29 protein-coding genes are annotated in these 24,196 nt (G+C 73.9%); 13 read left to right on the forward strand and 16 right to left on the reverse strand.

All coding sequences use genetic code 11. The features are described 5' to 3' along the window. Positions 1-17 precede the first annotated feature (17 nt). The 7 genes from Aeryth_RS13720 to Aeryth_RS13750 all read right to left on the reverse strand — a co-directional run bounded on the left by Aeryth_RS13720 (position 18) and on the right by Aeryth_RS13750 (position 6,786). Positions 18-1,394: an FAD-dependent oxidoreductase gene (locus Aeryth_RS13720; RefSeq protein WP_067859843.1), complete on the reverse strand. Its 1,377-nt coding sequence runs from the start codon at positions 1,392-1,394 to the stop codon at positions 18-20. Between the two features lie 9 nt (positions 1,395-1,403). Continuing rightward, positions 1,404-1,916 carry a GNAT family N-acetyltransferase gene (locus tag Aeryth_RS13725; RefSeq protein WP_067859846.1) on the reverse strand — a complete coding sequence of 171 codons (513 nt, stop codon included), beginning with the start codon at positions 1,914-1,916 and terminating at the stop codon, positions 1,404-1,406. Then, the gene (locus Aeryth_RS13730) at positions 1,913-2,542 is read right to left on the reverse strand and encodes a TrmH family RNA methyltransferase (protein ID WP_067859849.1); all 630 of its coding nucleotides are present in this window, start codon (positions 2,540-2,542) and stop codon (positions 1,913-1,915) included. The genes Aeryth_RS13725 and Aeryth_RS13730 overlap by 4 nt, the downstream gene beginning before the upstream one ends. Beyond that, positions 2,539-3,180, reverse strand: a complete 642-nt coding sequence (gene pyrE / locus Aeryth_RS13735) for an orotate phosphoribosyltransferase (protein ID WP_067859852.1) — start codon at positions 3,178-3,180, stop codon at positions 2,539-2,541. The genes Aeryth_RS13730 and pyrE overlap by 4 nt, the downstream gene beginning before the upstream one ends. Before the next feature lie 14 nt (positions 3,181-3,194). Continuing rightward, complete coding sequence (locus Aeryth_RS13740) at positions 3,195-3,899, reverse strand: class E sortase (RefSeq protein WP_067859855.1); 705 nt, start codon at positions 3,897-3,899, stop codon at positions 3,195-3,197. Positions 3,900-4,075: 176 nt separating this feature from the next. Continuing rightward, the gene (locus tag Aeryth_RS13745; RefSeq protein WP_067859858.1) at positions 4,076-5,329 is read right to left on the reverse strand and encodes a DUF1501 domain-containing protein; all 1,254 of its coding nucleotides are present in this window, start codon (positions 5,327-5,329) and stop codon (positions 4,076-4,078) included. Further along, positions 5,326-6,786, reverse strand: coding sequence for a DUF1800 domain-containing protein (locus Aeryth_RS13750; RefSeq protein WP_067859860.1), 1,461 nt, complete (start codon positions 6,784-6,786; stop codon positions 5,326-5,328). The genes Aeryth_RS13745 and Aeryth_RS13750 overlap by 4 nt, the downstream gene beginning before the upstream one ends. A gap of 172 nt (positions 6,787-6,958) precedes the next feature. On the opposite strand from Aeryth_RS13750, the gene Aeryth_RS13755 reads away from it, so the two are divergent. After that, positions 6,959-8,128 (forward strand): pyridoxal phosphate-dependent aminotransferase, encoded by a 1,170-nt coding sequence (locus Aeryth_RS13755; protein ID WP_067859863.1) that lies wholly within the window; start codon positions 6,959-6,961, stop codon positions 8,126-8,128. Positions 8,129-8,228: 100 nt separating this feature from the next. Here Aeryth_RS13755 and Aeryth_RS13760 read toward each other — a convergent pair whose 3' ends face one another. Beyond that, on the reverse strand, positions 8,229-8,714 hold the full coding sequence (locus Aeryth_RS13760) for an Lrp/AsnC family transcriptional regulator (protein WP_236749745.1): 486 nt from the start codon (positions 8,712-8,714) through the stop codon (positions 8,229-8,231). A gap of 118 nt (positions 8,715-8,832) precedes the next feature. Here Aeryth_RS13760 and hppD point away from each other — a divergent pair, with 118 nt between their 5' ends. From hppD to Aeryth_RS13795, 7 genes are all read left to right on the forward strand, one after another. Further along, the gene (hppD, locus tag Aeryth_RS13765) at positions 8,833-10,104 is read left to right on the forward strand and encodes a 4-hydroxyphenylpyruvate dioxygenase (RefSeq protein WP_067859867.1); all 1,272 of its coding nucleotides are present in this window, start codon (positions 8,833-8,835) and stop codon (positions 10,102-10,104) included. Continuing rightward, on the forward strand, positions 10,104-11,324 hold the full coding sequence (locus tag Aeryth_RS13770; RefSeq protein WP_067859870.1) for a homogentisate 1,2-dioxygenase: 1,221 nt from the start codon (positions 10,104-10,106) through the stop codon (positions 11,322-11,324). Before hppD ends, Aeryth_RS13770 begins: the two co-directional genes overlap by 1 nt. After that, entirely contained in the window at positions 11,321-12,490 is a 1,170-nt protein-coding gene (locus Aeryth_RS13775) for a fumarylacetoacetate hydrolase family protein (protein WP_067859872.1), read from the forward strand. The genes Aeryth_RS13770 and Aeryth_RS13775 overlap by 4 nt, the downstream gene beginning before the upstream one ends. A 105-nt stretch (positions 12,491-12,595) precedes the next feature. Continuing rightward, on the forward strand, positions 12,596-13,510 hold the full coding sequence (locus Aeryth_RS13780) for an acyl-CoA dehydrogenase family protein (protein ID WP_067859874.1): 915 nt from the start codon (positions 12,596-12,598) through the stop codon (positions 13,508-13,510). Then, a complete protein-coding gene (locus tag Aeryth_RS13785) occupies positions 13,507-14,220 on the forward strand; it encodes a PIG-L deacetylase family protein (protein WP_067859878.1) in 714 nt (237 codons plus the stop codon). Before Aeryth_RS13780 ends, Aeryth_RS13785 begins: the two co-directional genes overlap by 4 nt. Next, on the forward strand, positions 14,217-14,771 hold the full coding sequence (locus Aeryth_RS13790) for an SAM-dependent methyltransferase (protein ID WP_067859881.1): 555 nt from the start codon (positions 14,217-14,219) through the stop codon (positions 14,769-14,771). Before Aeryth_RS13785 ends, Aeryth_RS13790 begins: the two co-directional genes overlap by 4 nt. Beyond that, positions 14,764-15,501, forward strand: a complete 738-nt coding sequence (locus Aeryth_RS13795) for a glycosyltransferase (protein ID WP_067859883.1) — start codon at positions 14,764-14,766, stop codon at positions 15,499-15,501. The genes Aeryth_RS13790 and Aeryth_RS13795 overlap by 8 nt, the downstream gene beginning before the upstream one ends. Before the next feature lie 4 nt (positions 15,502-15,505). Here the strand turns inward: Aeryth_RS13795 and Aeryth_RS13800 are convergent, their stop codons facing one another. From Aeryth_RS13800 to Aeryth_RS13825, 6 genes are all read right to left on the reverse strand, one after another. After that, entirely contained in the window at positions 15,506-16,087 is a 582-nt protein-coding gene (locus tag Aeryth_RS13800; protein ID WP_067859886.1) for a hypothetical protein, read from the reverse strand. A gap of 5 nt (positions 16,088-16,092) precedes the next feature. Further along, a complete protein-coding gene (locus tag Aeryth_RS13805; RefSeq protein ID WP_067859888.1) occupies positions 16,093-16,671 on the reverse strand; it encodes a DUF6286 domain-containing protein in 579 nt (192 codons plus the stop codon). Between the two features lie 28 nt (positions 16,672-16,699). Continuing rightward, on the reverse strand, positions 16,700-17,098 hold the full coding sequence (locus Aeryth_RS13810) for an Asp23/Gls24 family envelope stress response protein (RefSeq protein ID WP_067859891.1): 399 nt from the start codon (positions 17,096-17,098) through the stop codon (positions 16,700-16,702). After that, positions 17,091-17,270, reverse strand: coding sequence for a DUF2273 domain-containing protein (locus Aeryth_RS13815; protein WP_067859894.1), 180 nt, complete (start codon positions 17,268-17,270; stop codon positions 17,091-17,093). Before Aeryth_RS13815 ends, Aeryth_RS13810 begins: the two co-directional genes overlap by 8 nt. Positions 17,271-17,627: 357 nt before the next feature. Beyond that, positions 17,628-17,951 (reverse strand): Asp23/Gls24 family envelope stress response protein, encoded by a 324-nt coding sequence (locus Aeryth_RS13820; protein ID WP_067859897.1) that lies wholly within the window; start codon positions 17,949-17,951, stop codon positions 17,628-17,630. Then, entirely contained in the window at positions 17,948-18,388 is a 441-nt protein-coding gene (locus Aeryth_RS13825) for an Asp23/Gls24 family envelope stress response protein (RefSeq protein WP_067859900.1), read from the reverse strand. The genes Aeryth_RS13820 and Aeryth_RS13825 overlap by 4 nt, the downstream gene beginning before the upstream one ends. A 150-nt stretch (positions 18,389-18,538) precedes the next feature. Between Aeryth_RS13825 and Aeryth_RS13830 the strand changes: the two genes are divergently transcribed. The 3 genes from Aeryth_RS13830 to Aeryth_RS13840 are packed head-to-tail and all read left to right on the forward strand — an operon-like array spanning position 18,539 to position 20,054. After that, positions 18,539-19,159 carry an RNA polymerase sigma factor gene (locus Aeryth_RS13830; RefSeq protein WP_067859903.1) on the forward strand — a complete coding sequence of 207 codons (621 nt, stop codon included), beginning with the start codon at positions 18,539-18,541 and terminating at the stop codon, positions 19,157-19,159. Beyond that, positions 19,156-19,674 (forward strand): hypothetical protein, encoded by a 519-nt coding sequence (locus tag Aeryth_RS13835; RefSeq protein WP_144433794.1) that lies wholly within the window; start codon positions 19,156-19,158, stop codon positions 19,672-19,674. The genes Aeryth_RS13830 and Aeryth_RS13835 overlap by 4 nt, the downstream gene beginning before the upstream one ends. Next, the gene (locus Aeryth_RS13840) at positions 19,671-20,054 is read left to right on the forward strand and encodes an SRPBCC family protein (RefSeq protein WP_067859908.1); all 384 of its coding nucleotides are present in this window, start codon (positions 19,671-19,673) and stop codon (positions 20,052-20,054) included. Before Aeryth_RS13835 ends, Aeryth_RS13840 begins: the two co-directional genes overlap by 4 nt. A gap of 13 nt (positions 20,055-20,067) precedes the next feature. Here Aeryth_RS13840 and Aeryth_RS13845 read toward each other — a convergent pair whose 3' ends face one another. Then, positions 20,068-20,670, reverse strand: coding sequence for a flavodoxin family protein (locus Aeryth_RS13845; protein ID WP_067859910.1), 603 nt, complete (start codon positions 20,668-20,670; stop codon positions 20,068-20,070). A 175-nt stretch (positions 20,671-20,845) separates the two neighbouring features. Here Aeryth_RS13845 and Aeryth_RS13850 point away from each other — a divergent pair, with 175 nt between their 5' ends. Together Aeryth_RS13850 and Aeryth_RS13855 are read left to right on the forward strand one after the other, a co-directional pair. Beyond that, entirely contained in the window at positions 20,846-21,412 is a 567-nt protein-coding gene (locus Aeryth_RS13850; RefSeq protein WP_067859913.1) for a TetR/AcrR family transcriptional regulator, read from the forward strand. Positions 21,413-21,491: 79 nt separating this feature from the next. Beyond that, complete coding sequence (locus tag Aeryth_RS13855; RefSeq protein WP_067859917.1) at positions 21,492-22,979, forward strand: MFS transporter; 1,488 nt, start codon at positions 21,492-21,494, stop codon at positions 22,977-22,979. An 11-nt stretch (positions 22,980-22,990) separates the two neighbouring features. Here Aeryth_RS13855 and Aeryth_RS13860 read toward each other — a convergent pair whose 3' ends face one another. Further along, positions 22,991-24,163: a DUF4185 domain-containing protein gene (locus Aeryth_RS13860; protein WP_144433795.1), complete on the reverse strand. Its 1,173-nt coding sequence runs from the start codon at positions 24,161-24,163 to the stop codon at positions 22,991-22,993. Positions 24,164-24,196: the final 33 nt, after the last annotated feature.

Raw genomic sequence — 24,196 nt, forward strand, 5'->3', positions numbered from 1 at the left:
ACGGCGGTGCGCCCAGCCTACTGGTCGAGCTGCTTCACGAGCGCACGGGCGAGGACCTGCACCTGGCTCCACACCGACGAGAACGGCGGCGCGTACGACAGGTCGGTCATCACCAGCTCGTCGACGGTCATCCCCGACCACAGGGCCATGGCGGCGGTGTCGATGCGCACCGCTCCCCCGCGACCGACGAGCTGCACGCCGAGCAGCCGACGGGTGCCGCGCTCGGCGAGGCCCCAGAGGGTCATCGGCTCCGCGCCGGGGTAGTAGCCGGCGACGGTCGTCGTCTCGACGTCGGCACTCACCGTGTCGAGCCCGGCGTCGTCGGCCTGCGCGCGACCGAGGCCGGCGCGGGCAATCTCGAGGTCGCAGAACTTCGTGATCGCGGTCTGCACGACGCCCGGGAAGACCCGCCCCGACCACGCGGCGCCGAGCGACGCCGCGACCGACTCGCCCGCGACCATGCCCTGCTTGTTCGCGTGCGTGCCGAGCGGCAGGTGGATCCGGGTCGACGTGAGCCGGTCGTGGGTGACGACGCAGTCGCCCGCCGACCACACGTCGGCGACGAGCGAGCCGTCGGGCGCGAGCACCCGCTGCTGGTCGTCGGTGACGATGCCGTCCTTCACGCCGAGGTCGGCGACGTCGGCGAGCAGCTCGCTGCGGGGCACGACGCCGAAGGCCGCCACCACCAGGTCGGCCGGGAACGTGTCCTCGTCGGTGCGGACGGCGGTCACGGCACCGTCGTCGCCGACGTCGAAGCCGGTGACCGCGGCCTCGGTGACCATGTGCGCACCCTTCTCGCGCATGGCGTCGGCGATGACCTCGCCGATCTCGTCCTCGACGATGGGCAGCGGCGTCGACTCGCGCTCGACGACCGTCACGTCGAGTCCGCGTGCCAGGCAGGCCTCGGCCATCTCGATGCCGATGTAGCCGCTGCCGACGACGACGGCGCGTCGGGCGCCGGCGTGGATGCGGTCGATGACCTGCTGGCCGTCGACGAGGTCCTTGACGCTCATCACGCCGGGCGCGTGGACGCCGGGCAGGTCCGGCCGGATCGAGCCGGCCCCCGTGGCGACGACGAGCCGGTCGTAGCCGAGCGTGTGCTCCCCCGCCAGGTCGCGGTAGCGCACCTCGTGGGCGTCGACGTCGACGGCGAGCACCTCGCTGCCGAGGCGCACGTCGATGCCGCGCTCGCGGTGCTCCTCGGGCGAGCGGGCCACGAGGCCGTCCGGGCCGTCGATCTCGCCGGCGACCCAGTACGGCACGCCGCACGCGGAGTAGGAGGTGTGGTGGCCGCGCTCGAGGACCACGACCTCCACGTCGGGGAGGAGGCGGTGGACGGCCGACGCGCTGGTCATCCCGGCCGCGTCACCCCCGACGACGACGACGCGACTCATGGCTCGAGCCTAAGGTCGCTCGTCGCGGTCCGCAGTCTCGAACGCCTTCTCGAACCAGTGGCGGGCGTGCGGGTTGTCGTTGTAGCGCTCGACCTCCGCGTACCCGGCGGAGCGGTACAGCGCGAGCGCGGCGACGAGCTGGTCGTTGGTGTCGAGCCGCACCCGCTGGTAGCCGAGGCCGCGGGCATGCTCCTCGAGGGCGGCCAGCAGGCGACGACCCAGGCCGGTGCCGCGCGCCCGCGCGTCGACCCACATGCGCTTCACCTCGGCCGACCCATCGCCGAGGTCGCGCAGCGCCCCGCAGCCGAGCACCTCGCCGTCGAGCGCCCCGCCTCCGGCCGTGGCGAGCAGGAAGACGCCCGTCGGCGCGCGGTAGGGGTCGAGGTCGTCGGGCCCCGGCGCGTAGCCGTCCGCGAGGGTGGCGTCGACCTCGCCCAGGTACGACGTGAGCGCGGCGTGGGCGCGCGGGTCGTCGGGGTCGACGGCGTCGAGACGGACGGACGAGACGGTGGGGGCGGTCACGGCGACTCCTCGGCGTGCTCTCGGATCCAGGCGTGCATGGCGATGGCGGCGGCCGCTCCGGCGTTGATCGAGCGGGTCGAGCCGAACTGGGCGATGGAGAGGGTGGTGGCGCAGGCCTCGCGGGCAGCGTCGCTCAGCCCGGGGCCCTCCTGGCCGAAGAGCAGGACGCAGGCGCGCGGCAGCGAGGTCGTCTCGAGCGGCACCGCTCCGGGCAGGTTGTCGACGCCGAGCAGCGGCAGACCACGCGTCGCCGCCCAGGCGGCGAGGGCGGCGGCGTCGGCGTGGTGCTCGACGTGGAGGTAGCGGTCGGTGACCATCGCGCCCCGGCGGTTCCACCGACGCCGGCCGACGACGTGGACGGCCGCGACGTTGAACGCGTTCGCGGTGCGCACGACGGAGCCGATGTTGAAGTCGTGCTGCCAGTTCTCGACGGCCACGTGCAGCGGGTGACGTCGGGTGTCCAGGTCGGCGACGATCGCGTCGACCGTCCAGTACCGGTAGCGGTCGACGACGTTGCGGCGGTCGCCGTCGGCGAGCAGCGCGGGGTCGAGACGGGGGTCGTCGGGGACGGGCCCGACCCAGGGGCCGACGCCGACCTCGTCGGTGCGCTCGCGCTGCTCGCTCACGCGCCGTACTGGTCGCGGTACGCCCGGGCCGCCTGCAGGTGCTCGTCGTGCCGGCCGGACTCCTCGAGGTACTCGATGACGTGGTCGAAGGTCACGATCGCCTCGACCGGGACGCCGAGGTCGCGGCGCACCTCATCGACCGCCGACAGCTCGCCGGTGCCGCGCTCCTGGCGGTCGACGGCGACGACGATGCCGGCCAGCTCGGCGCCGGCGTCCTCCACGATCGGCACGACCTCGCGGATCGCCTTGCCCGAGGTGATGACGTCGTCGACGAGCAGCACCCGGCCGCGCAGCGGGGCGCCGACCACGACACCGCCCTCGCCGTGGTCCTTCGCCTCCTTGCGGTTGAAGCTCCAGGGGACGTCGCGGTCGTGCGCCTCGGCGAGCTGCACGGCGGTGGCCGCCGCGATCGGGATGCCCTTGTAGGCGGGGCCGAGCAGGACGTCGAACGCGGGGGCCCGCTCGGTGATCGCCGCGGCGTAGAAGCGGCCGAGGCCGGCGAGGCGGGCGCCAGTGTCGAAGCCGCCCGCGTTGAAGAAGTAGGGCGACGTGCGGCCCGACTTCAGCGTGAACGAGCCGAAGCGCAGGACGTCGTGACCGATCGCGAACTCGACGAACGCGCGCTGGTAGTCGTGCATCGGGGCAGGGGCTCCTAGGCGCTGGGGAGGGGGATCTTTCGCTCCGGGTCCGACTTGTCGACGATGCGGACGAGGTCGCCGACCACGACGTTGCGGTTGTCGGTGTGGAACAGCTCCGAGCAGGTGAGCATGGTGAGGACGCTCTTGGTGGGCGGCTCGCCGCGCAACGCAGGGTCGGGCACCTGCTGCAGCGGCCAGCCCTCGGTGAAGTCGACCGTGATCGAGTCGCCCGCGTTGCGCAGGACGTAGGTGAAGACGGCCGTGCGCGTCTCGACGTACACCTTGTCGCCCTTGCGCAGCTTGAGGAAGTCGCGGAACGGCTCGCCGTGCGTGACCCGGTGGCCGGCGATCGCGAAGTTGCCGAGCTCGCCCGGCAGGTCGCCCTTGGGGTAGAAGCCGACGCCCTTGGCGAGCGAGCCGGGGTCGAAGCCCTTGACGATGGGGACCTCGTAGTCCTTGCCGAAGCGGGGCACGCGCAGCAGACCGATGTTCTTGCCGTCGGTGCCGTTCTTCCAGTCCTCGGAGATCGCCTCGCGCACCTGGGCCTGCTGCTGCTTGGAGACGATGTTGGTGCCCCAGTACTGCCAGGCGACGTAGCCGAGCACGCTCAGCCCGGCGAGCACGAGGACGAGGCCGATCGCCCCGACGACCGAGAACCGGCGCCGCGGACCCCGACGTCCACCGCCAGGGGCGGAGTGGGACGCGGCCGCGGAGCTCATGTCGGAGATTGTGTCATCCCCGTCCTGAGCTCCCGCCCGATCGTCGATGTGACCCACATCTCAGCCTGCGTCCGGAGATTTCTGGCCGTTCCGGTGGAGACGCTCCGGACGCGTGCCTATAGTGAAGTCGCTGCCCCGCCGTTTCACCCCCCGAGAACGGCGGGGCAGTTTCATGCTCAGGCCATGACGCCGAGCGGACGCTGCACGAGCCCCGGGAACACGCCGGAGACGTCGACCTCCGGGAAGCGCGAGCGCAGCACCTCGGCCACGACGTCGCGGTAGTCGGTGGTGACGGCGAGGTCGCCGTCGACCTGCTGCTCCGTGCCGAGACCCGGCCACCGGGCGTGCACCCGACCGCCCTTGACGCCCGCGCCCATGAGCAGGACGCAGCTGCCGTACCCGTGGTCGACGCCGTTGGCGCCGTTCTCGCGCAGCCGACGTCCGAACTCGCTCATCGTCAGGAGCGTGACGCGGTCGGCCGCCGGACCGAGGTCGGTGAAGAACGCGGCGAGGTTCGTGGCGAGCTCCTCGATGCGGGAGGCCACGTTCCAGCGCAGGCCGATGTGGTGGTCCCACCCGCCGGCGTCGATGGCGATGGCGCGCACGCCGAGGCCCGACGTGACGAGGCCGGCGGCGTGCGCCATGGCGCGGCCCGTGTCGCCGGAGGCGTAGCGCGCACCGTTGGCGGGCGGTCTGCGGGCGGCGTCGGCGATGCTGCGGGTGCGTCGGGACAGGGCGTACGCGTCGAGGCCGGCGGAGCCGACGACGCCGCCACGGCGGCCGTAGGTCGTCTGCAGGAAGCTGCCCAGCGCGCCACTGAGCCGAGCGTCGTCGGCGAACGGCAGGCCGAGGTCGTCGACCGTCTCGGTGGCGACGGCCGGCGCGGGACCGAGCAGCGACGTCGGCATGGTCGTGCTGCCGAGCTGCATCGCGTCGAGCACGTCGGGCTGCGCGCCGAGCCCGGTGATCATGCGGTTGATCCAGCCGACGCGTGCGCTGCTGCCGGGGTCGGCGTCCTCGAGCTCCTCCATGGCCTCGAAGTGGCTGCGGTTGGGGGCCGGGAGCCCGACGGCGTGCACCGCGGCGAGGCTGCCGGCCTGCCACCAGCGCGACACCGGCGCGAACTTCGGGTGCAGGCCGAACGTGGCGTCGGCGTGCAGCAGCTCGGTGGCCTTGAGCGCCGTGGTCGGGCGGGCGGCGTGGTAGGCCGCCTCCGCGTGCGGCACCACCATCGACAGGCCGTCCGCCCCGCCGCGCAGCGACAGGACGACGAGGACGTTCCCGCCCGTGGCGCCGTAGACGGCCGACGTCAGGACGTCGCCGACCATCGACGTGACGACCCCGCCGAGCCCGAGGGCCGCGCCGGAGGCGAGCAGCGAGCGTCGGGTGAGGCCGTAGTCGGCGCACCCGCAGTCGTCGGTGCCGGTCATCGCAGCATCCCCTCCGGGGTGTTGAGCACGGTGCCGCGGATGAGCGTGAGGTGCCAGCCCGACACGTCGGCCACGGTCTTGTAGACCGACCCCGAGGCGCGGTTGAGCATGGTCGCGACCGCGGCCTGGGTGGTGGCGTCGGCGGGCCGCCCCACCAGCAGCAGCGACTGGTGGTCGACGATCTCGGCGAGCGTGCGCGGGAAGGCGGTCGGGAGCACCGACGCGGGAGCGGGGAACGCCTGCCCGTCGGCGGAGTTCCAGCGCCCCGCCAGGCTGTAGTGCTGGTTCCAGGCGCCGAGCATGCGCGACGGCGACGCCCACGTCGTGGACCCCTCCGGGTAGCCGTCGGGGCGCGGCCACCCGTAGGGCTCCTGGCCGAGGCGGCCCGCGGCCCACACGAGGTTGGCGGGGAACGCGTCCGTGCCCCGGAAGCGCACCGGCCGGATGCCGAGCGCCCGCACCGACGCCACGACGTCCTCGACCGGCGCCCGCAGCGTGCGGCGCCGGGCCGCGAGGAACTCCGGATGGGTCCGCAGCGCCTTGAGCGTCGCGCGGACGTCGCTGCGCGAGGAGCGGTAGGCGGCCGTCACGCTGCGCACGAGCGACGGCGACGGGTCGTCGCCGACGAGCCGCACGCACAGCCGGCGTGCCACCCGCTCGGCGGTGGCGGGGTGCAGCGCCAGGTGGTCGAGGTAGGCCGCCAGCGCCGGTCGACCGTCGGCGGCGGCGTTCGCGTGGGTGAAGCCGAGCACGCGCACGCGACCCGTCCAGTGGTCCTCGGGCGCGTACGAGGCCGCGAAGGTGTCGAACACCTTGACCTTGTGACCCGTGAGCAGACGGGCGGAGTCCTTGACGTCGTCCTCGGTGTAGCCCGACGCGCGCCCGACCGTGTACAGCTCGAGGAGCTCGCGGCCGAGGTTCTCGTTGATGCCCCGCTTGGTGTTGAGGTCGTTGTTGAGCCAGCCCGACATGGCCGGGTGCACGACCGCCGCGCGCAGCAGCTGCCGGTAGCTCGTCAGGGCGAGGCCGCGCAGGGTCTGGTCGTAGTGGAAGCGCCACGGGAAGCTGCGGTCGTGGCCGACCGGCACGTACAGCAGGTTCGACCACACGTCGTGCAGCACCTCCTGCAGCTGACGGCGCGTGAGGATCTTCTGCACCATCGAGTACTGCGCGAGGTCGAAGCCGTACTGCCAGGCGCCCGACCGTCCGGACTTGACCTCCGCCCATGCCCTCGCGGGCGTGTGCCCGAGCCGCGGCCACCAGGTGTGCACGGTGGCGGACGGGTCGGCGACCGACGTCGGGGTCAGCTGCGTCGCGAACCACCGCTCGGCGCCCCCGACCGCGCGTACGGCGGCGGTGAGCTGCTCGTCGACGCCGAAGGAGAAGCGCGTCACGAGGTGACGGTCGCGCTCGGTCAGCGTGTACGGCCGCACCGACGCCGAGATGCGCGTGGCCATGGTCCCCCTCTCCCGCGGACGTCGAGGACGTCCGGCCCGGACCGGCTCCCCCCGGTCCGCGGGCCGCTCCCTCGACCCACCCACCATCATGGGACCAAAGTCCCAGGCCGTCAGGGAAACGCGTCAAGTGGTGCCGGGCTCGCCGTCCCGCGGGCGCGTAGGGTCGCGAGGGATGAGGACGCAGAGCAGCCGGATCGACGGCCTGGGCACCACGATCTTCGCGCGGATGAGCGCGCTCGCCGCTGCGACGGGCGCCGTGAACCTGGGTCAGGGCTTCCCCGACTCCGACGGGCCCGACGTCGTGCGCGAGGCGGCGGTCGAGGCACTGCGCGGCGGCGCGAACCAGTACGCGCCGGGGGTCGGCGTGCCCGTCCTGCGCGAGGCGGTGGCCGAGCACCAGCGCCGCTGGTACGGCCTCGACGTCGATCCCGACACCGAGGTCGTCGTGACGACGGGCGCCACCGAGGCGATCGCGGCCGCGGTGCTGGGCATCGTCGAGCCGGGCGACGAGGTCATCGTCCTCGAGCCGTACTACGACTCCTACGTGGCGGTGCTCCAGATGGCCGGCGCGGTGCGTCGACCCGTGACGCTGCGCGCCCCCGACTTCCGGCTCCCGCTCGACGAGCTGCGCGCCGCGGTGACGCCGCGGACGACGGCGATCCTGCTGAACACGCCGCACAACCCGACCGGCACCGTGCTGACCGCCGACGAGCTCGCGGCCGTCGCGCAGGTGGCCCGCGAGCACGACCTCGTCGTCATCAGCGACGAGGTGTACGAGCACCTGACCTTCGACGTCCCGCACGTGCCGATCGCGACGCTGCCGGGCATGTGGGAGCGGACGCTCACGATCTCCAGCGGCGGCAAGACGTTCTCCTTCACGGGCTGGAAGGTCGGGTGGGCGAGCGGACCGGCGGCCCTCGTCGCGTCGGTGCTCGGCGCCAAGCAGTTCCTGACCTTCACGTCGGGCTCGCCGCTGCAGCCTGCCGTCGCCGCGGCCCTGCGGCTCGACGACGACTACTTCGCGGACTTCCGCGCGGGGATGCGCGAACGTCGCGACCGGCTCTGCGCGGGGTTGGCCGACGTCGGGCTGGGCGTCGTCGTGCCCGACGGCACGTACTTCGCGTCCACCGACATCCGCCCGCTCGGCTTCGAGGACGGCCTCGACTTCTGCCTGCGGCTGCCCGAGCTCGCCGGTGTCGTTGCCGTCCCCCACCAGGTCTTCCACGACCCCGACACCCCGCTCGAGGACAACCCCGGCCGCCCCTACGTGCGGTGGGCGTTCTGCAAGCGTGCCGACGTGATCGACGAGGCCGTGCGTCGGCTCGGGTCGCTGCGCGCCTGACGGTTTACCACGGTCCCGTGGTAAACGTCGTCCTCCCTCGGGAAGCTTGCCTCGGGGGGACGGGGTCTACCACGGGACCGTGGTAAACCGCGCCGGGCGGTCAGCGGTAGCGGGGGGCGCGGCCGCCGGTCTGGACGTCGCGGGCGAGGACGGGGAGGACGCGGGGGGCGACGAGCTCGCTGAGCACGACGATGCTCGTGGAGCGGACGATCGAGCCCGAGGTGCTCATGTGGAGGAGCACGTCCTGCAGGTCGGCGTGCGACGACGCGGCGATCTTGCAGACCACGTCGGCGGTGCCGCTCGTGACGTAGGCCTCGAGCACGTTCGGCAGCGACTCGAGCTCGGCGCGCACGTCGTCGAGGCGGCCCTGCGCGATCTCCAGCGTCGCGAAGGCGAGGACGGTGTGGCCGGCGGCGGCGAGGTCGACGTCGGGGCCGTAGCCCGTGATGACGCCCGACGCCTCCATCTTCGCCAGCCGTGACTGCACCGTCGCACGGGCGACGCCGACGACCCGCGACAGCTCGAGGTCACCGGCGCGCGGGTGATCACGCAGCGCTTCGACGAGGGCGAGGTCGAGAGCATCCACGGCGACTCCTGGGCAGATCGACTAGTTCACTGCCACCCTACTCGGCAGAGGTGGCCGACCTGACCAGGACGAGACGGGCAGGTTGCCAAGACGCGGCCCAGCAGGTGACCTGGGGCACATGACGACGACGCCGACGCACGCCCCGACGACCGACCAGACGACCGCCCTGACCGGCAGCGAGCGGCTCGCCGAGCTCGACCTCGACCAGCTCCGCCAGCTCGTGGGCCTGGTCGAGTACGACGCCTCGCACGACCCGTTCCCCGTCACCGGCTGGGACGCCGTCGTGTGGGCCGTCGGCAACGCCACGCAGGCCGCCGGCTACTACGAGAACGTCTACGGCATGGAGGTCGTCGCCTACTCCGGCCCCGAGACCGGCAACCGCGACCACCACGCCTACGTGCTGCAGGGCGGCGCCGTCCGGTTCGTGCTGTGCGGTGCGGTCGACCCCGACTCGGCGATCGCCGACCACCACCGCGTGCACGGCGACGGCGTCGTCGACATCGCCCTCGAGGTCCCCGACGTCGACCGTTGCGTCGAGCACGCGCGGTCGCAGGGCGCCACGGTGCTCGAGGAGCCGCACGACGTGTCCGACGAGCACGGCATCGTCCGGCGCGCAGCGATCGCCACCTACGGCGACACGCGGCACACGCTCGTCGACCGCAGCCGGTACTCCGGTCCGTACCTGCCCGGCTTCGTCGAGCGCCGTACCAGCGCCTCGGGCCGTGGGCGGCAGGAGGGCACGGCGGGGGTGCCGGGCCGTGGGCGGCAGTACAGCTCCGTGTTCCAGGCGCTCGACCACGTCGTCGGCAACGTCGAGCTGGGTCACATGGACGAGTGGGTCGACTTCTACCACCGCGTCATGGGCTTCACGAACATGGCCGAGTTCATCGGCGACGACATCGCCACCGACTACTCGGCGCTGATGAGCAAGGTCGTGGCGAGCGGCAACCACCGGGTGAAGTTCCCGCTCAACGAGCCGGCGATCGCGAAGAAGAGGTCGCAGATCGACGAGTACCTCGAGTTCTACCGCGGGCCCGGCGCGCAGCACCTCGCGCTCGCGACGGCCGACATCCTGGCCGCCGTCGACGCGCTGCGCGAGCGTGGCGTGGAGTTCCTGGCGACGCCCGACAGCTACTACACCGACCCGGAGCTGCGGGCCCGCATCGGCGAGGTGCGGGTGCCGATCGAGGAGCTGCAGCGTCGCGGCATCCTGGTCGACCGCGACGAGGACGGCTACCTGCTGCAGATCTTCACGAAGCCCGTAGGCGACCGGCCGACCGTGTTCTTCGAGCTGATCGAGCGGCATGGCTCGCTCGGCTTCGGCAAGGGCAACTTCCAGGCGCTGTTCGAGGCGATCGAGCGCGAGCAGGCCAAGCGCGGGAACTTCTGATGGCCCACTACCGGCGTGCCGGGTCGGTGCCGCCGAAGCGGCACACCCAGCACCGCGACCCCGACGGCCGGCTCTACCGCGAGGAGCTGATGGGCGAGGAGGGCTTCAGCTCCGACTCCTCGCTGCTCTACCACGTGGGCGTGCCGTCGGCGGTGCTCGAGGCGCGCCGGTGGGAGCTGCCCGACCAGGCGACGACGCCCAACGAGCCGCTGCTCCCCCGGCACCTGCGTCTGCACGACCTCTTCACCGACGACCCGGCCGGCACCGCCGGCGGGGGTGCCGGGCCGTGGGCGGCGAAGGAGTCGAACCCGGTCGAGCACCGACGCCTGGTGCTGGCCAACGGGGACGTGCGGATCTCCTACGTGGTGGCGGGCGCGACGTCGCCGCTGTACCGCAACGCCACGGGCGACGAGATCGTGTTCGTCGAGGCCGGCACGGGCGTGCTCGAGACCGTCTTCGGCCACCTCCCCTACGGCCCCGGTGACTACCTCGTGGTCCCGCGGGCGACGACGCACCGCTACGTCGTGGGGACCCCGACCCGTCTCTACTGCATCGAGGCGAACGGCCACGTGGCGCCACCGAAGCGGTACCTGTCGCGCTACGGCCAGCTGCTGGAGCACGCGCCCTACTGCGAGCGCGACCTGCGCGGCCCGGGCGAGCCCGAGGTCCGCGAGGAGACCGAGGTCGAGGTGCTCGTGAAGCACCGCGGCAGGGGGCCCGGAGGCCTCGCGGGCACCGTGCACGTGGTGCCGGAGCACCCGTTCGACGTCGTCGGCTGGGACGGGTGCCTGTACCCCTACGCGCTCAGCGTGCACGACTTCGAGCCGATCACGGGCCGCATCCACCAGCCTCCGCCGGTGCACCAGGTCTTCGAGGGGAACAGCTTCGTGGTCTGCAACTTCGTGCCCCGCAAGGTCGACTACCACCCGCTCGCGATCCCCGTGCCGTATTACCACGCGAACGTCGACAGCGACGAGATCATGTTCTACGTCGACGGCGACTACGAGGCACGCAAGGGCTCCGGCATCGGCAAGGGCTCGGTCAGCGTGCACCCGGGTGGGCACTCCCACGGTCCGGTCCCTGCGGCGATCGAGGCGAGCCTCGGCGCGGAGTCCTTCGACGAGCTGGCCGTCATGGTCGACACGTTCCGCCCGCTCGAGCTGGGCGAGGGCGGGCGCGCGGTCGACGACGGCGTCTACCACCGCTCCTGGTCGCGATGACGTCGGCGGCACCGGACTGGGGCACGACGACGCTGCCCTGGTGCTCGTTCAGCGTCGACGACGGCCCGCGCCGGGTCGGGGTCGGCGTGGGACGCTCGGTGCTCGACGCCGGCGCGGCGCTCCCGTGGCTCGCCGACGAGGTGGCCGACGGGACGCTCGACGCGCTGCTGGCGCACGGCCCCGACCGCCGCGACCAGGTGCGTCGGGCGGTCGCCGACCTGGTGGGCACGCAGACCGACGACCTTCCGCTCGTGCCAGCGGACGACGTGACGCTGTACCTGCCGTGGACGGTGCGCGACTACGTCGACTTCTACGCCTCCGAGCACCACGCCGCCGCCGTCGGCCGGCTGTTCCGCCCCGGCACCGACCCGCTGCCGGCGGCCTGGAAGCACCTGCCGATCGGCTACCACGGACGTGCGGGCAGCGTCGTCGTCTCGGGCACCGACGTCCGCCGGCCGGGCGGCCAACGTCGCGAGCCCGACGGCGCGGTGACGTTCGGTCCCTCGACACGGCTCGACCTCGAGGCCGAGGTCGGGTTCGTCGTCGGCGGGCCGGCCACCCGTGGCCCGCTCACGCTGGCCGAGGCCGAGGACCGGCTGTTCGGCGTGGTGCTGGTGAACGACTGGTCGGCGCGCGACCTGCAGGCGTGGGAGTACGTGCCGCTCGGGCCGTTCCTCGGCAAGTCGTTCGCGACGTCGGTCTCGGCCTGGGTCGTCCCGATGGACGCGCTGCGGCACGCCCGGACGGCGCCGCCACCGCGCGACGTCCCGTTGCTGCCCTACCTCGACGACACGTCGGCGCCGGCAGGTGCGCTCGACCTCGCGCTCGAGGTGCGGATCGGCGACGAGGTCGTGTCGCGGCCGCCGTACCGCGCGATGTACTGGACCCCGGCGCAGATGCTCGCGCACTCGTGCGTCAACGGTGCGGCGGTGCGCCCGGGCGACCTGTTCGCGTCGGGCACCGTGAGCGGCCCGGCACGCGGGGAGGGCGGCGCGCTCATCGAGCTCACCGCGAACGGCGCCGAGCCGATCGTGCTGGGCGACGGCTCGACCCGCGCGTTCCTGCACGACGGCGACGAGGTGACCGTCAGCGCGACGGCACCCGGCCCGGCCGGCCGGCGGGTGCCGCTCGGCGAGGTGCGCGGACGCGTCGTCGCCGGCTCCTGAGACCACCCGCCGTCCACCGCGCGCGAGCGGACGTTTGGCGAGGTCGCGACGGGGTACGGGCCCCCCGGCGGCCACCCGGTCGCGACGCCCGACCCGAGGACGGCGATGCACCTCACGGCCGACGTGCTGCGCGAGCGGACCCGCGAGTCGCTGCCGCTGCCTGGGTCCGGTCGGACGCAGGAACGGTTCGACGCCCTGCGTGGGCTGGGCCGCGAGGACCTCGCCCTGGCCAAGCTCGTCGAGCCGCACCACGACGCGCTCGCGATCGCCGCGGAGCTCGACCACGCCGCGGACCCCGACGGCGTGTGGGCCGTCTGGGCCGCGGAGCCGCCGTTCGCCCAGGTGCGAGCCGTCGCGGACGGTCCACGCTGGCGGCTGCAGGGTCGCAAGGCCTTCTGCTCCGGCGCCGACCTCGTGACGCACGTCCTCGTGACCGCGGACGACGACGGGCGCCCGAGGCTGTTCGCGGTCGACCTCGACCAGCCCGGCCTCTCCCCCGACCCGGACGGCCCTGCGTGGGTGGGCCCGGGGATGGCGCGGGCCCGCACCGTGACGCTGCGGCTCGACGACGTCGAGGCCGAGCCGGTCGGCGAGCCGGGCGCCTACGTGGACCGCCCCGGCTTCTGGCACGGCGCCGTCGGCGTCGCCGCGGTCTGGGCCGGGGGTGCCGACCGCGTCGCCGAGACGCTCGAGCGGTCGTCACGGCTCGACGAGCACGGCCTGACCCACCGGGGCGAGGTCCGCGTGGCGCTTGCCGGCGTGAGCGCCCTCCTCGCGGAGGCGGCGACGGCGTTCGACGCCGAGCCAGGACGTCGCGACGAGCACCGCGCCCTCGTCGTGCGCGCCGCGGCGGCCCGCGCCGTCGACGACGTCGTCGCCCACGTGGGGCGCGCGACCGGTCCGGGACCCCTGGCGTTCGACGCGGCGCACGCGCAGCACGTCGCCGACCTGCAGGTCTTCGTGCGTCAGCACCACGCCGAGCGAGACCTCGCCCGGCTCGGCTCGCTCGGGGCGCCATGACGTCCCCCGCGTCACCAGTCCGCTGGGACGCCACCCTGCGCGAGGCGGCGCTGCCCACGGTCGACGACCCGGGCGGTCCCGTCGTCGTGCTCTCGGCGCACCCGGACGACGAGGTCCTCGGCGTCGGGGCGTGGCTCGCCGGACAGGTCGGCCGCCGCCTGCACCTCGTCGTCGCGACCGACGGCGAGCAGTCGCACCCCGGGAGCCCGACCGTCACGCCGGACCAGCTGCGCACCGTGCGGCGCCGGGAGCTGGCCGAGGCATTCGCGGTCCTGGGACACCCGCACGTGCGCACGACCCACCTCGGGCTGCGCGACGCCGCCCTGCCCGACGACCGCGAGCCGCTCACCCGCCTCCTGCAGCCGCTGCTGCAGGACGCGGCCGTCGTGCTCGCGCCGTACGAGCACGACGGCCACGGCGACCACGACGTGCTGGGTGCGGTGGCACGCGAGCTGGTCCCTGCGGGGACGACGCTGTGGCGCTACCCGGTCTGGCGGTGGACGCGCAGCACGCCCGACGTCGGCCCGGACTGGCTGCAGGGTGCCGCCCTGCTGCCCTCGTCGGCCGGTGCGGCGCAGCAGAAGGCAGCCGCCCTGCGCGCCTTCCGGTCGCAGCTGGAGCCGTGGTCGGACCATCCCGCCGACCAGGTCGTCGTCACGCCGGCGCTGCTCGAGCACGCGCTCACGGCCCCGGAGGTGGTGCTCACGTGACCGACCCGGCCTACTTCGAGGACCTCTACCGGACCGACCCGGACCCCTGGCGGCTCGACACCGCCCCGTACGAGGAGCGCAAGCGTGCCCTGACGCTCGCGAGCCTGCCCCGCCCTCGCTACGCCCGCGCCTTCGAGCCTGCGTGCGCACGCGGCCAGATCACCGCCCTGCTGGCCGAGCGGTGCGACGAGCTCGTCGCGCTCGACCCGGTCGAGGCGGCGCTGGAGCGGGTGCGCGGGCGCGACCTTGCCGGGGTGAGCGTGCGGCGCGGCACGATCCCCGACGACTGGCCCGCCGGGACCTTCGACCTCGTCGTCCTGTCGGAGGTGCTCTACTTCCTGACCGCCGAGCAGCGCGCCCGGTGCGCGGAGCTGACCGTCGCCAGCCTGCGTCCCGACGGCCACGTCGTCGCCGTCCACTGGCGCCACTCCTTCACCGAGGCGGCGTCGGTGCCCGACGAGGCGCACGTCGACCTGCATACCTCGGCGCTGCGCCCGGTGTCCGGCTACCTCGACGACGACGTCCGGCTCGAGGTGCTCGAACGTGCGTGACCCGGAAGTCGACGGCGTGGGGGTCGACGGCGTGGGGGTGGTCGTCCCGGCGCGCGACGAGGAGGACTCGTTGGCGCGGTGCCTGGCCGCGCTGGACCGGGCCGCCGGCGCGGTCGCCGTCCCCGTGGAGATCGTCGTGGCGGTCAACGCGACGCGGGACCGCAGCGCCGACGTCGCACGGGCCGCGGGTGCCATCGTCGTCGAGCTCCCGCTGCCCGGGGTGGGCGCTGCCCGCGCCGCGGGGGCGTCGAGGCTGCTCGAGGGCCGCGACGCCGCCCGCACGTGGCTGGCGACGACCGACGCCGACTCCGTGGTGCCGCCGGGCTGGCTGGCCCACCACCTCGCCCTGGCGGCCGACGGCGCGGACGCGGTGGTCGGGACGATCCGTCTCGACGACGCGGAGTTGGACCACCACACGACGTGGTGGCGGCGCTACCTGGGCGGGCTGAGCAGGACCCCGCACGTCCATGTCCACGGCGCCAACCTGGCGGTCCGCGGCAGCCTCTACCTGCAGGTCGGCGGCTTCGCGGCCGTGCCGGCCCACGAGGACCTCGACCTCGTCACCCGCCTGGACGCCGCGACCGACCGCGTCGTCCGCACGGTCGTCGAGCCGGTGCTGACCTCGGCCCGGACCGAGGGACGGACGCCGCGCGGCGTCGCCCACGACCTGCGCGCAGCCCGTGCGGCACCTGCGACGGCGCCGTCGATGCCCTGCACCCTGGAGGGCTGAGCGCTCAGTGCACGCGTGACAGGCTGCGTCCGCGGGCCGCGACCCGGAGTCGGACGGCAGCGCGCAGGTCGTCGCGACCGAGCACGTCGTGCAGCTGCGCCGACACCTCGTCGGCGCGCTGCGCCACGTGCGTCAGGTCGGCCTCCGGCTCGATGGTGGCGTCGATCCGGGCCACGAGCTCGCCGCGGTCGCGGACGACGGACCCGCGTGCGGAGCGCACACCCTCCGTCGCGGCGAACGCGTCGGCGGCGGCGGAGAGCACCTTGCCGGCCAGAGCCTCGCTGCGTCCGTCGTCGCCGCTGCCCTCCAGCCGGAGCCGCGAGACGGTGGGGCGGGTCAGGTGGGCGAGGATCCAGCGCAGCGCCACGAGCGCGACGACGACCGCGACGGCCGCCGCCCCCCACGCCACGGCGGGGTTCTCGAGCGCGTCGGCGATGCGCGTGGTGCTGCTGGTCGCGGGGAGCGTGCTGCCGGAGACCTCGCGGCCGGACCACCACCACAGGCCGGCGAGCCCAGCGGCGGCCAGCAGCGCGACGAGCACGAGGGTGGCGAGCCGGTCGATGAGGAGCGTGGTGCGACTGACCATGGTGCTCAGCCCTTCTCGGGTCGGATGGTGACGTCGACCCGCGGGGCGGGGTCGACGGCGGAGCAGACGCGCTCCGCGCGGGCACGGACGGCGCCCTCGAGCTCGCTCTCGCGGTCGCTGGTGGCGACGGACCGCGCCACGACCTTCACGCGACGGCGCCGGACCGAGACGTCGGCGTCGGTGACGCCGTCGGTGCCGTCGATCGCGGCGCGGACGACCCGCACGAGGTCCTGGCGACGCAGGTGCACGCCGCTGCTGGCGCGCAGCGCCAGGGTGCGGCGCGGTCGGGGCTTGAGCGCCACCGGCAGCAGCAGCACGGCGACGACGAGCGCGACGACCGCGCCGGCGAGCACCGCGGAGGTGCGACCGTCGATCCCGTCGGCCGCGTCGACGACCGTCAGCAGCCACGAGCTGCCCGACACCGAGCCGAGCTGCACGAGCAGGTGCTGGACCGCGACGACGGCCAGGCCGACGAGCGCGAGGGCGATCAGCTGGGCGACGAGGGGCGACGCGCCTGTGCCGGCGGGCGACTTCGCCGCCGCGAGCGGGCGGGTACCCGTCGGGGAGGAGGTCTCGGAGGTCATGCGGGGTCCTTCGGTCGGGTGGGAGAGGTCAGACGACGCGGCGGGCGGGGGCGTCGAGGTGCACGACGTCGGCGACCGTGACGTCGACACGGCTCACGGTGACGCCGACGAGGGTGTCGACGCGCTCGGTGACGTGCGCGCGGACCCGCTCGACGAGCGGGGCGAGCGGCGTCGGCCAGGTCGCCGCGACCTCGACCGTGATCGACGACGTCTCGCCGGCGACCGTGGCCTCGGCGTGCGGCAGGCCCTTGCGGACGAGCTTGGTCCAGCCCTTGCGGGTGTCGACGACGGCCTCGATCTCCGAGGCCGCGATCGACGCGACCCGGCTCACGACGCCGTCGGCGATGGTCGTGCGGCCGCGGTCCTCGGGGGCGGGCAGCGGTGCCCGCTCCTGCGCGACGGGGGCGAGGGTGGCCGTGTCAGCCACGGTCGCGCCGTCCGAGCAGGCCGGAGAGGTCGACCTCCCCGTCGACGTGGCCGCCGACGAGGTAGCCCGCGCCGCCCAGGACGAGGGCGAGCAGGAAGCCGAGGAAGCCGCCGGTCGCGATGGCGATGGCGAGCAGGAGGCCGGCGATGAGGCCGACGGTGGAGGTGGTCATGGGGTGTCTCCTTGGTGCCGGGATGGGGGTCGTGCGAGGGGTCAGAGGTCGATGTAGCGGCGGCGACGCAGCCGCCGCGTCGGGCGGCGCAGGGCCGCCCGGAGGGTGTGGAGCACTCGAGGCAGGGGCCTCGGGTCGGACGGCTCGGGGCCAGAGCTTCGGGGCCCGACCGTTCGAGGAACGCGTAGCGCCGGTCGAGCGCCGCCAGCCGGACCTGCAGCTGCTCGGCGTCACCTCCGGCGTCGGGGTGATGGCGACGCACCAGGGCGCGACGGTCGCGACGCCACTGCTCGCGCAGTGCGGCGTCGGCCGGACCCGCGAAACGGTGTCCGGTCGGTCGCGCCCCGGTGCTGCCGCTCACGACGCGGTCGTGCCGTCCGGGACGACGTCCTCGACGACCACGCGCACGGGTGTGTCGACGAGCGGCGACACGACCGAGCGAACGGCGTCGGCCAGGTCGCGCAGCCGGGTGCCCATCGTCGCGACGACGTGCACCTCGGTGTCGCCGTCGCGCAGCCGGACCCCGGTGACGCGACGACCGGGCAGGTAGGTCGCCACCTCGCCGAACGAGCCGGCGTGCAGCCCCGCGACCCCGGGCACGCCCAGGGTCGCGGACGCCACCTGCTCGGCCACCGTCGCTCCGGTGTCGGCGGGCTCGGGCGTGTCGGCCGGGGTGGTCACTGGACGCGCGGCTCGCCGGCGGTGTCGTCGGCGCCCTCGTCGGACTCGATGTGGATGTCCTGCACCTCGATGTTGACCTCGACGACGTTGAGGCCGACCATGCGCTCGACCGCGTTGATCACGTTGGTGCGGATGCCGTTGGCGAGGTCGGCGATGGAGACGCCGTACTCCGCGACGAGCTGGATGTCGATGGCGGCCTCCTTCTCGCCCACCTCGACGGAGATGCCCTGCGAGTGGTTGGTGGAGGAGCCCGGGATGCGCTCACGGATGGCGCCGACGGCGCGGGCGGTGTTGCCACCCAGCGCGTACACGCCGGAGACCTCGCGGGTCGCGATGCCGGCGATCTTCGACACGACGGTGTCGGCGATGGAGGTACGACCCTGCGTGCTGTCCAGGTCGCTGGAGGTGGTGGTCTTGGCGACGGCCTTCTCGCTCACGTCATCAGTCCTGTTCTGTGTGGTGGGGTGGATCGATCGAACAACCGTGAGAGTCACCCCGCACGCCGAACGTCACGGTGATGTGACCGACGTCACGGTGTGAGTCCGTTCGAGGTGCGCCCCTCCCCACGCGGTGGGACGGTCGGAGCGATGACCAGGGGGACGGACGACGAGCGGGTGCCGGGCACCGACGACGGGAGCGCCCGTCCGTCCGACAACGCCCTCGCCCGCCGCGCCGGCCTCGGCGACCGGGCGGCGTTCGAGGAGCTCTTCGCCCGCCTCTTCCCCGCGACGCTGCGCTACGCGACCCGTCTGCTCGACGGCGACGAGCGGTCCGCGGAGGACGCCGTGCAGGACGCGTGGATCACCGCGTGGCGCGCGCTGCCGGACTTCGAGGGCCGCTCGAAGGTGCAGACGTGGATGTTCACGATCGTGCAGCGCGAGGTCTACCGGCGCCGCCGTCGCACCCGCCCCCTGGCGGTCGACGACCGCATCCTCGAGCCCCTCGGCCGCGACGACGCCGACCGGCTCGGCGCCGCGCGTCGCCTCGACCCCGAGCAGGAGGCTGAGCTCGGCGACCTCTGGCGCACGCTGGACCTGGCCCTCGGGGAGCTACCGTGGACCCAGCGCGCGGCATGGACCCTCCGTGAGCTGGAGGGCTTCTCCTACGCGGAGATCGCCCAGGTGCTCGACACGACTCCGACCGTGGTCCGCGGACAGCTGCACCGCGCCCGACGAAGTCTCGCGATCCGGATGGAGCAGTGGCGATGACGAACCCCGACGTGCCCGACCTCGACCGCTCGAGCGGCGAGCGTGCCCTCGACGTGGCGACCGACCAGCTCCGCGACCAACCGGCGAGCCCGCAGGTCGCGCAGGCGGCCGGCCGCGTCCTCGCCCGGGCCCTCGCCGCTCCCCGTCGTGCGACCACGATCGAGACCGCCGACCCGCTGCTGCAGGTCTCCTCGGTCGCGCTCGTGGCGCTGCTGCGCTCGGCACTCGCCGACGCGGTCGCCGACGCGGCCGTGCGACGCATCCGGCTCGACGTCCGCGACCGCGGCCGCCTGCACGCCGTGCACGTGGAGCTCGTGGCGCGCTACGGGACGTCGGTGCCGGAGTCCACCGAGGCGACGCACGCCGTGACCCGGCGCGTCCTGACCCAGACGCTCGGGACGGGGCCGGCACCGGGCGCCGACGACGTCACCCAGCACGTGCACGTCAGCGACGTCACCCACGGCGACCCGCACCTGGCGGAGCCGCTCGACGAGGACGAGGTGGGCGACGCGTGAGACAGCTGACCGTGCACCGCCACGTCGACGCCGAGCCCGACATCGTGTGGTCGCTGCTCGTCGACCTCGACGCGTGGCCTCGCTGGGGCCCGTCGGTGCAGCACGCGAGCCTCGACGACGAGGCGCCGCTCGGCCTCGGCAGCACCGGCCACGTCCGCACGGCCGTCGGTCTCTCGCTCCCCTTCGCGATCACGTCGTTCGAGCCGGGGCGCGCCTGGGGCTGGTCGGTCGCCGGTGTGCCCGCGACGACGCACGCCGTGCGTCCGGAGGTCGACGGCTGCCGGCTGTCGATGGGTGCCCCGCTGTGGGCGCCGGCATACCTGCCCGTGCTGGCCGCGGCGCTCGTGCGGATCGACCGGCTGGCCACCGCGCGCCGCTGACCGCGGCAGAAGGTCAGGCGGGGTACGGCTCGCGGGAGAGCAGCCGGGCGAGGTGCACGGCGTTCGCGGCCGCCGTGCGCAGCGTGCTGAGCGTGGCCTCGGGGGTCTCGTCGAGGTCGTTGTAGTCGACTGTGTGCATGGCCTCGCCGTTCCAGTACGTGCCGCCCTGCGCGGGGATCGTCAGGCCGCAGTCGTCGAGCGCCTGGTACAGGTCGGCCGTGATCTTGTGCGCGCCGTCCTCGTTGCCGACGACCCCCACGAGCGCGACCTTCCCGTAGAGGATCGGGTTCCCGTCGTCGCGCGTCTCGGACAGCTCGGCGTCGAGCCGCTCCAGCACGCGGTTCGCGACGCTCGACATCTGCCCCACCCACGTCGGTGTGACCACGACGATCACGTCGGCGTCGAGCAGCTGCCGACGGATCGCCGGCCACTCGTCGCCGTCGCCCATGTCGGTCTCGACGCCGGGCTTGACGTCGAGGTCGACGACCCGCACGGCGGTGCCGACGACGTCGTGCTCGGCGAGGGCGTCGAGGTACTGCTGCGCCATCAGGGCGCTGCTCGACGGCGCGTCGCCGGGCTTGAGGGTGCAGTTCAGTGCGAGGGCGGTGAGGGGCACGGGGACTCCATCGGTCGAGGGAGCCGACGTCACGCCGGCTCCCTCCCGACGTACCCGCCCCGTGCGAGACGAACCGTCACGGGACGGCCGACCCTCGCACCCGGCCGCCCCCGCGGGGTGAGACATTGTGGTCTCATGTGAGACACTACTGTCTCACGACGACCCGGGGAGTGCGATGACACCCGACGAGATCCTGGCTGTCGCCCAACGGCAGCTCAACGCCGACCCCACGTCGTCGATGGCCGACATCGCCCGAGCCGCCCACATCGGCCGCGCGACGCTGCACCGCTACTTCGCCGGACGCGACGAGCTGCTCCTCGAGATCGGCACTCGCTCCCTCGACCGCTGGGAGCAGCGTCTCGACGAGGCAGCGGTCGAGGACGTGGCCGCCGGCGGCGACGGCGGCCTCATCCGGAGCACCGTCGAGCAGCTGCTCGAGCGCTTCACCGACGACTCCGACGACTTCGGCTTCGCCCTCACCGACCACTTCCTGACCGTCGAGCCGGGACTCGCCGCCCGCGCCGAGGCCCTCCACCGGCGCGAGGTCGTGCTCTTCGCCGCCGGACAACGGGCGGGCGTGCTGCGCGACGACGTCAGCGCCGCCTGGCTGTCGACCGCCGGCTACGGCCTTCTCGTCGCCGCGCGCGAGGCCATCCGGGTCGGCGACGTGCCGCGACGCGGCCTTGGCGCCCTCGTCTCCTCCTTCTTCCTCGACGGAGCCTCTGCCCGTCAGCACGACTGAGGCTCCGCACTCCCCACCACGAAGCCTCCGCACTCCGCCACCACGAAGCCTCCGGCTTCGGGAAAGCCTCGGTGACACCGTGACCACCTCTCCCTCCCCCACGACCCCCGCCGTCGACCACCCGCGCCGCTGGGCCGGTCTGGCCGTGCTCGCCGCCAGCCTCCTCGTGGTGGTCATGGACATGACGATCCTCAACGTCGCGCTGCCGGACCTGGCCGCCGAGACCGGCGCCAGCGCTCTGCAGCAGCTGTGGATCGTCGACGCGTACGCCCTCGTCCTGGCCGGCCTCCTCGTGCCCGTCACCGCCCTTGCCGACCGCGTCGGTCGCAAGCGCATGCTGCTCACCGGCTTCACGATCTTCGCCGTCGCCTCCACGGCCGTGCTCTGGGTCGACGACGCATCGGCCGTCATCGCGCTGCGTGTGGCCCTCGGCCTGGGCGGCGCCATGATCATGCCGTCGACCCTGTCGCTCATCCGCACGCTCTTCACCGACCCGCGCGAACGCGCCTACGCGCTCGGCATCTGGGCCGCGATGGCCTCCCTGGGAGCGGCCGTCGGCCCGGTCGTCGGAGGCGCGCTGCTCCAGGCGTGGAGCTGGCACGCGGCCTTCCTCGTGAACGTGCCCGTCATGGTCCTCGGCGTCGCGTTCGGCGTGTGGCTGCTGCCGGAGAGCCGCTCGGCGCGACCCGGCCGCATCGACCCGTTCGGCGTGGTCCTCACGGTCGCCGGCATGGTCACGATGGTCTACGGCGTCAAGGAGCTCGGCAAGGACGGGTTCAGTGGAGTCACCCTGGTCTGCGTCGTCGCGGGCATGACGATGCTGGCCCTCTTCGTGCGACGCAGCCTGCGCCAGGACGCCCCCATGCTCGCGGTCTCGCTGTTCCGCAGTCGCATCTTCCGCGGCGGGGTGGTCGCCGCGCTGGCGAGCAGCATCGCCATGATGGCGCTGCTCTTCGTCGGCTCGCAGTGGCTCCAGCTCGTGGAGGGCCACGGTCCGCTCCTGGCGGGCGTCGCGCTGCTGCCGCTCGCCGTCGGCGGCCTGGTCGCCTCCCCGCTCGCCCCGCGGATCGCCGCCCGCATCGGCGCCCGACGGGCGGTGGTGCTGGGCATGGTCCTGCTCGGCGCAGGACCGCTCCTCATCTTCGCGGCGCCGCAACCGCTCTCCTACGTCGTGGTCGGCCCGGCACTGCTCGTGGTCGGCGTGGGGACGGGTGCGCTCGCGCTAGCCTCGGCCCTCATCATCGGCAGCGCACCACGCGACCAGGTCGGCTCGGCGTCCGCCGTCGAGGAGATCTGCTACGAGTTCGGCGCGGTCATCAGCATCAGCGTGCTCGGCGGCCTCGTCGCCGCGCTCTACCGCAGCGGGCTGCCCGGCGACGCCACCGACGCGACCCGCGAGTCGCTCGCCCTCGCGCTCGACACGCCGGTCGCCGCAGCCGCCCAGGCCTCCTACGCCGAGGCGTTCGGCTGGGTCGGCCTCGCCGCCGGGCTCGTCATGCTCGCGGCAGCGTGGCTCGTGCACCGGCTGCTCCCCGCCGACCTCGACCTCGACGCGCTCGAGCACTAGCGGGGCGGACGTCAGCGCGGCAGCGGGATCCGCAGGAACCGCGGGCGGTAGACGAACGGGTCGCGCGCGACCTCCGCGAGGTCGGTGTCGTTCTGGCTGTAGGAGACGACGACCGACCCTCGCTCGGGCAGCAGGTCGGGGTGGGCCAGCGGCATGTACCGCAGGCGACCGTCGGGCTCGCTGGGGATCTGGGCGACCGGGGCGCTCGGGGTGAACGGCCCGGTCGGTCGCGACGCCGACCACACGACGAGGTCCTTGCCGAGGAACTCGTCGCGCTTGCTCACCGCGTACCAGCGTCCGCCTCGCTCGAAGACGCTGAGCGTCTGCGAGACCCCGCCCTCGGCCGGGACCAGGGTGGCCAGGTCGGAGGCGTCGCGGGTCCACGCCCGACCGTTCCAGTAGCGGTAGCGGTCGGGGCGCAACACGTCGTCGGGCCGCACCCGCGCCACGTGCAGGCTGAACCCGAACACCAGGCCGCGACCGGGACGCGCCGTCCCGTAGAGGTAGACCCAGCCGTCGGACACGGCCGTCGCGGCGCCCCACGTCGGACGACGGGGGTCGTCGTCGTCCGGGCCGACGTCGCGCACCCCGAGCAGCTGGGGCGTCCGCCCGCGCTCCACGACGAACAGCGCGACCGCGGGCCCCAGGTTGTCGAACGCGAGCGGGCCGTCGGGCGCGTCGGCGCCCTTGACGCGCTGCGCCGACACACCCACCAGGTCGTAGCCCGGCCGCTCGATCTTCGCGACCGACATCGGCCAGTAGCCGACGCCGTCGGCCCGGTCGGGGATGAGCGCGCCGTGGTCGGCGGGCAGCACCACCTGTGCGCAACCTGGCTCGAAGACGAGCATCGAGTTGCGCACGAAGCGCTGGCCGTCGAAGTCGGCCGACCGGAGGGTGTCGCCGAAGAGCCAGAGCCGCCGCCCGTCCTGCAGGGTCACGTCGGCGCCGACGTCGGCGCCCTGGAACGCACCCGAGCCACGGACCTGCGTGACGAGCCGGTTCAGGTCGGGTACCGAGCGGATCGGCTCGATCGGCAGGCAGCGGGTCTCGCTCGCCTCGGGCACCGTCGGCGCCGACGGCGGGTCGGCCCGGCCCGAGAAGGCGACGAGGGACAGCATGAGCAGGAGCGCCGGCCCGGTGACGGCCGCCACCCGGATCCGCCACGGCACGCGCTGCACTCCCACGGCACCACGATGTCACGGCGACGGGGCGGGCCC

The sequence above is a fragment of the Aeromicrobium erythreum genome (genome assembly GCF_001509405.1).
Classification (GTDB): domain Bacteria; phylum Actinomycetota; class Actinomycetes; order Propionibacteriales; family Nocardioidaceae; genus Aeromicrobium; species Aeromicrobium erythreum.

Excerpts from the sequence above, each read along its gene's own strand:
- Aeryth_RS13720 (WP_067859843.1), bottom strand. The coding sequence starts at position 1,394 with ATGAGTCGCGTCGTCGTCGTCGGGGGTGACGCGGCCGGGATGACCAGC.
- pyrE (WP_067859852.1), bottom strand. The coding sequence starts at position 3,180 with ATGCACGACTACCAGCGCGCGTTCGTCGAGTTCGCGATCGGTCACGAC.
- Aeryth_RS13740 (WP_067859855.1), bottom strand. The coding sequence starts at position 3,899 with ATGAGCTCCGCGGCCGCGTCCCACTCCGCCCCTGGCGGTGGACGTCGG.
- Aeryth_RS13745 (WP_067859858.1), bottom strand. The coding sequence starts at position 5,329 with ATGACCGGCACCGACGACTGCGGGTGCGCCGACTACGGCCTCACCCGA.
- Aeryth_RS13750 (WP_067859860.1), bottom strand. The coding sequence starts at position 6,786 with ATGGCCACGCGCATCTCGGCGTCGGTGCGGCCGTACACGCTGACCGAG.
- Aeryth_RS13755 (WP_067859863.1), top strand. The coding sequence starts at position 6,959 with ATGAGGACGCAGAGCAGCCGGATCGACGGCCTGGGCACCACGATCTTC.
- hppD (WP_067859867.1), top strand. The coding sequence starts at position 8,833 with ATGACGACGACGCCGACGCACGCCCCGACGACCGACCAGACGACCGCC.
- Aeryth_RS13770 (WP_067859870.1), top strand. The coding sequence starts at position 10,104 with ATGGCCCACTACCGGCGTGCCGGGTCGGTGCCGCCGAAGCGGCACACC.
- Aeryth_RS13775 (WP_067859872.1), top strand. The coding sequence starts at position 11,321 with ATGACGTCGGCGGCACCGGACTGGGGCACGACGACGCTGCCCTGGTGC.
- Aeryth_RS13780 (WP_067859874.1), top strand. The coding sequence starts at position 12,596 with ATGCACCTCACGGCCGACGTGCTGCGCGAGCGGACCCGCGAGTCGCTG.
- Aeryth_RS13785 (WP_067859878.1), top strand. The coding sequence starts at position 13,507 with ATGACGTCCCCCGCGTCACCAGTCCGCTGGGACGCCACCCTGCGCGAG.
- Aeryth_RS13800 (WP_067859886.1), bottom strand. The coding sequence starts at position 16,087 with ATGGTCAGTCGCACCACGCTCCTCATCGACCGGCTCGCCACCCTCGTG.
- Aeryth_RS13805 (WP_067859888.1), bottom strand. The coding sequence starts at position 16,671 with ATGACCTCCGAGACCTCCTCCCCGACGGGTACCCGCCCGCTCGCGGCG.
- Aeryth_RS13815 (WP_067859894.1), bottom strand. The coding sequence starts at position 17,270 with ATGACCACCTCCACCGTCGGCCTCATCGCCGGCCTCCTGCTCGCCATC.
- Aeryth_RS13830 (WP_067859903.1), top strand. The coding sequence starts at position 18,539 with ATGACCAGGGGGACGGACGACGAGCGGGTGCCGGGCACCGACGACGGG.
- Aeryth_RS13835 (WP_144433794.1), top strand. The coding sequence starts at position 19,156 with ATGACGAACCCCGACGTGCCCGACCTCGACCGCTCGAGCGGCGAGCGT.
- Aeryth_RS13850 (WP_067859913.1), top strand. The coding sequence starts at position 20,846 with ATGACACCCGACGAGATCCTGGCTGTCGCCCAACGGCAGCTCAACGCC.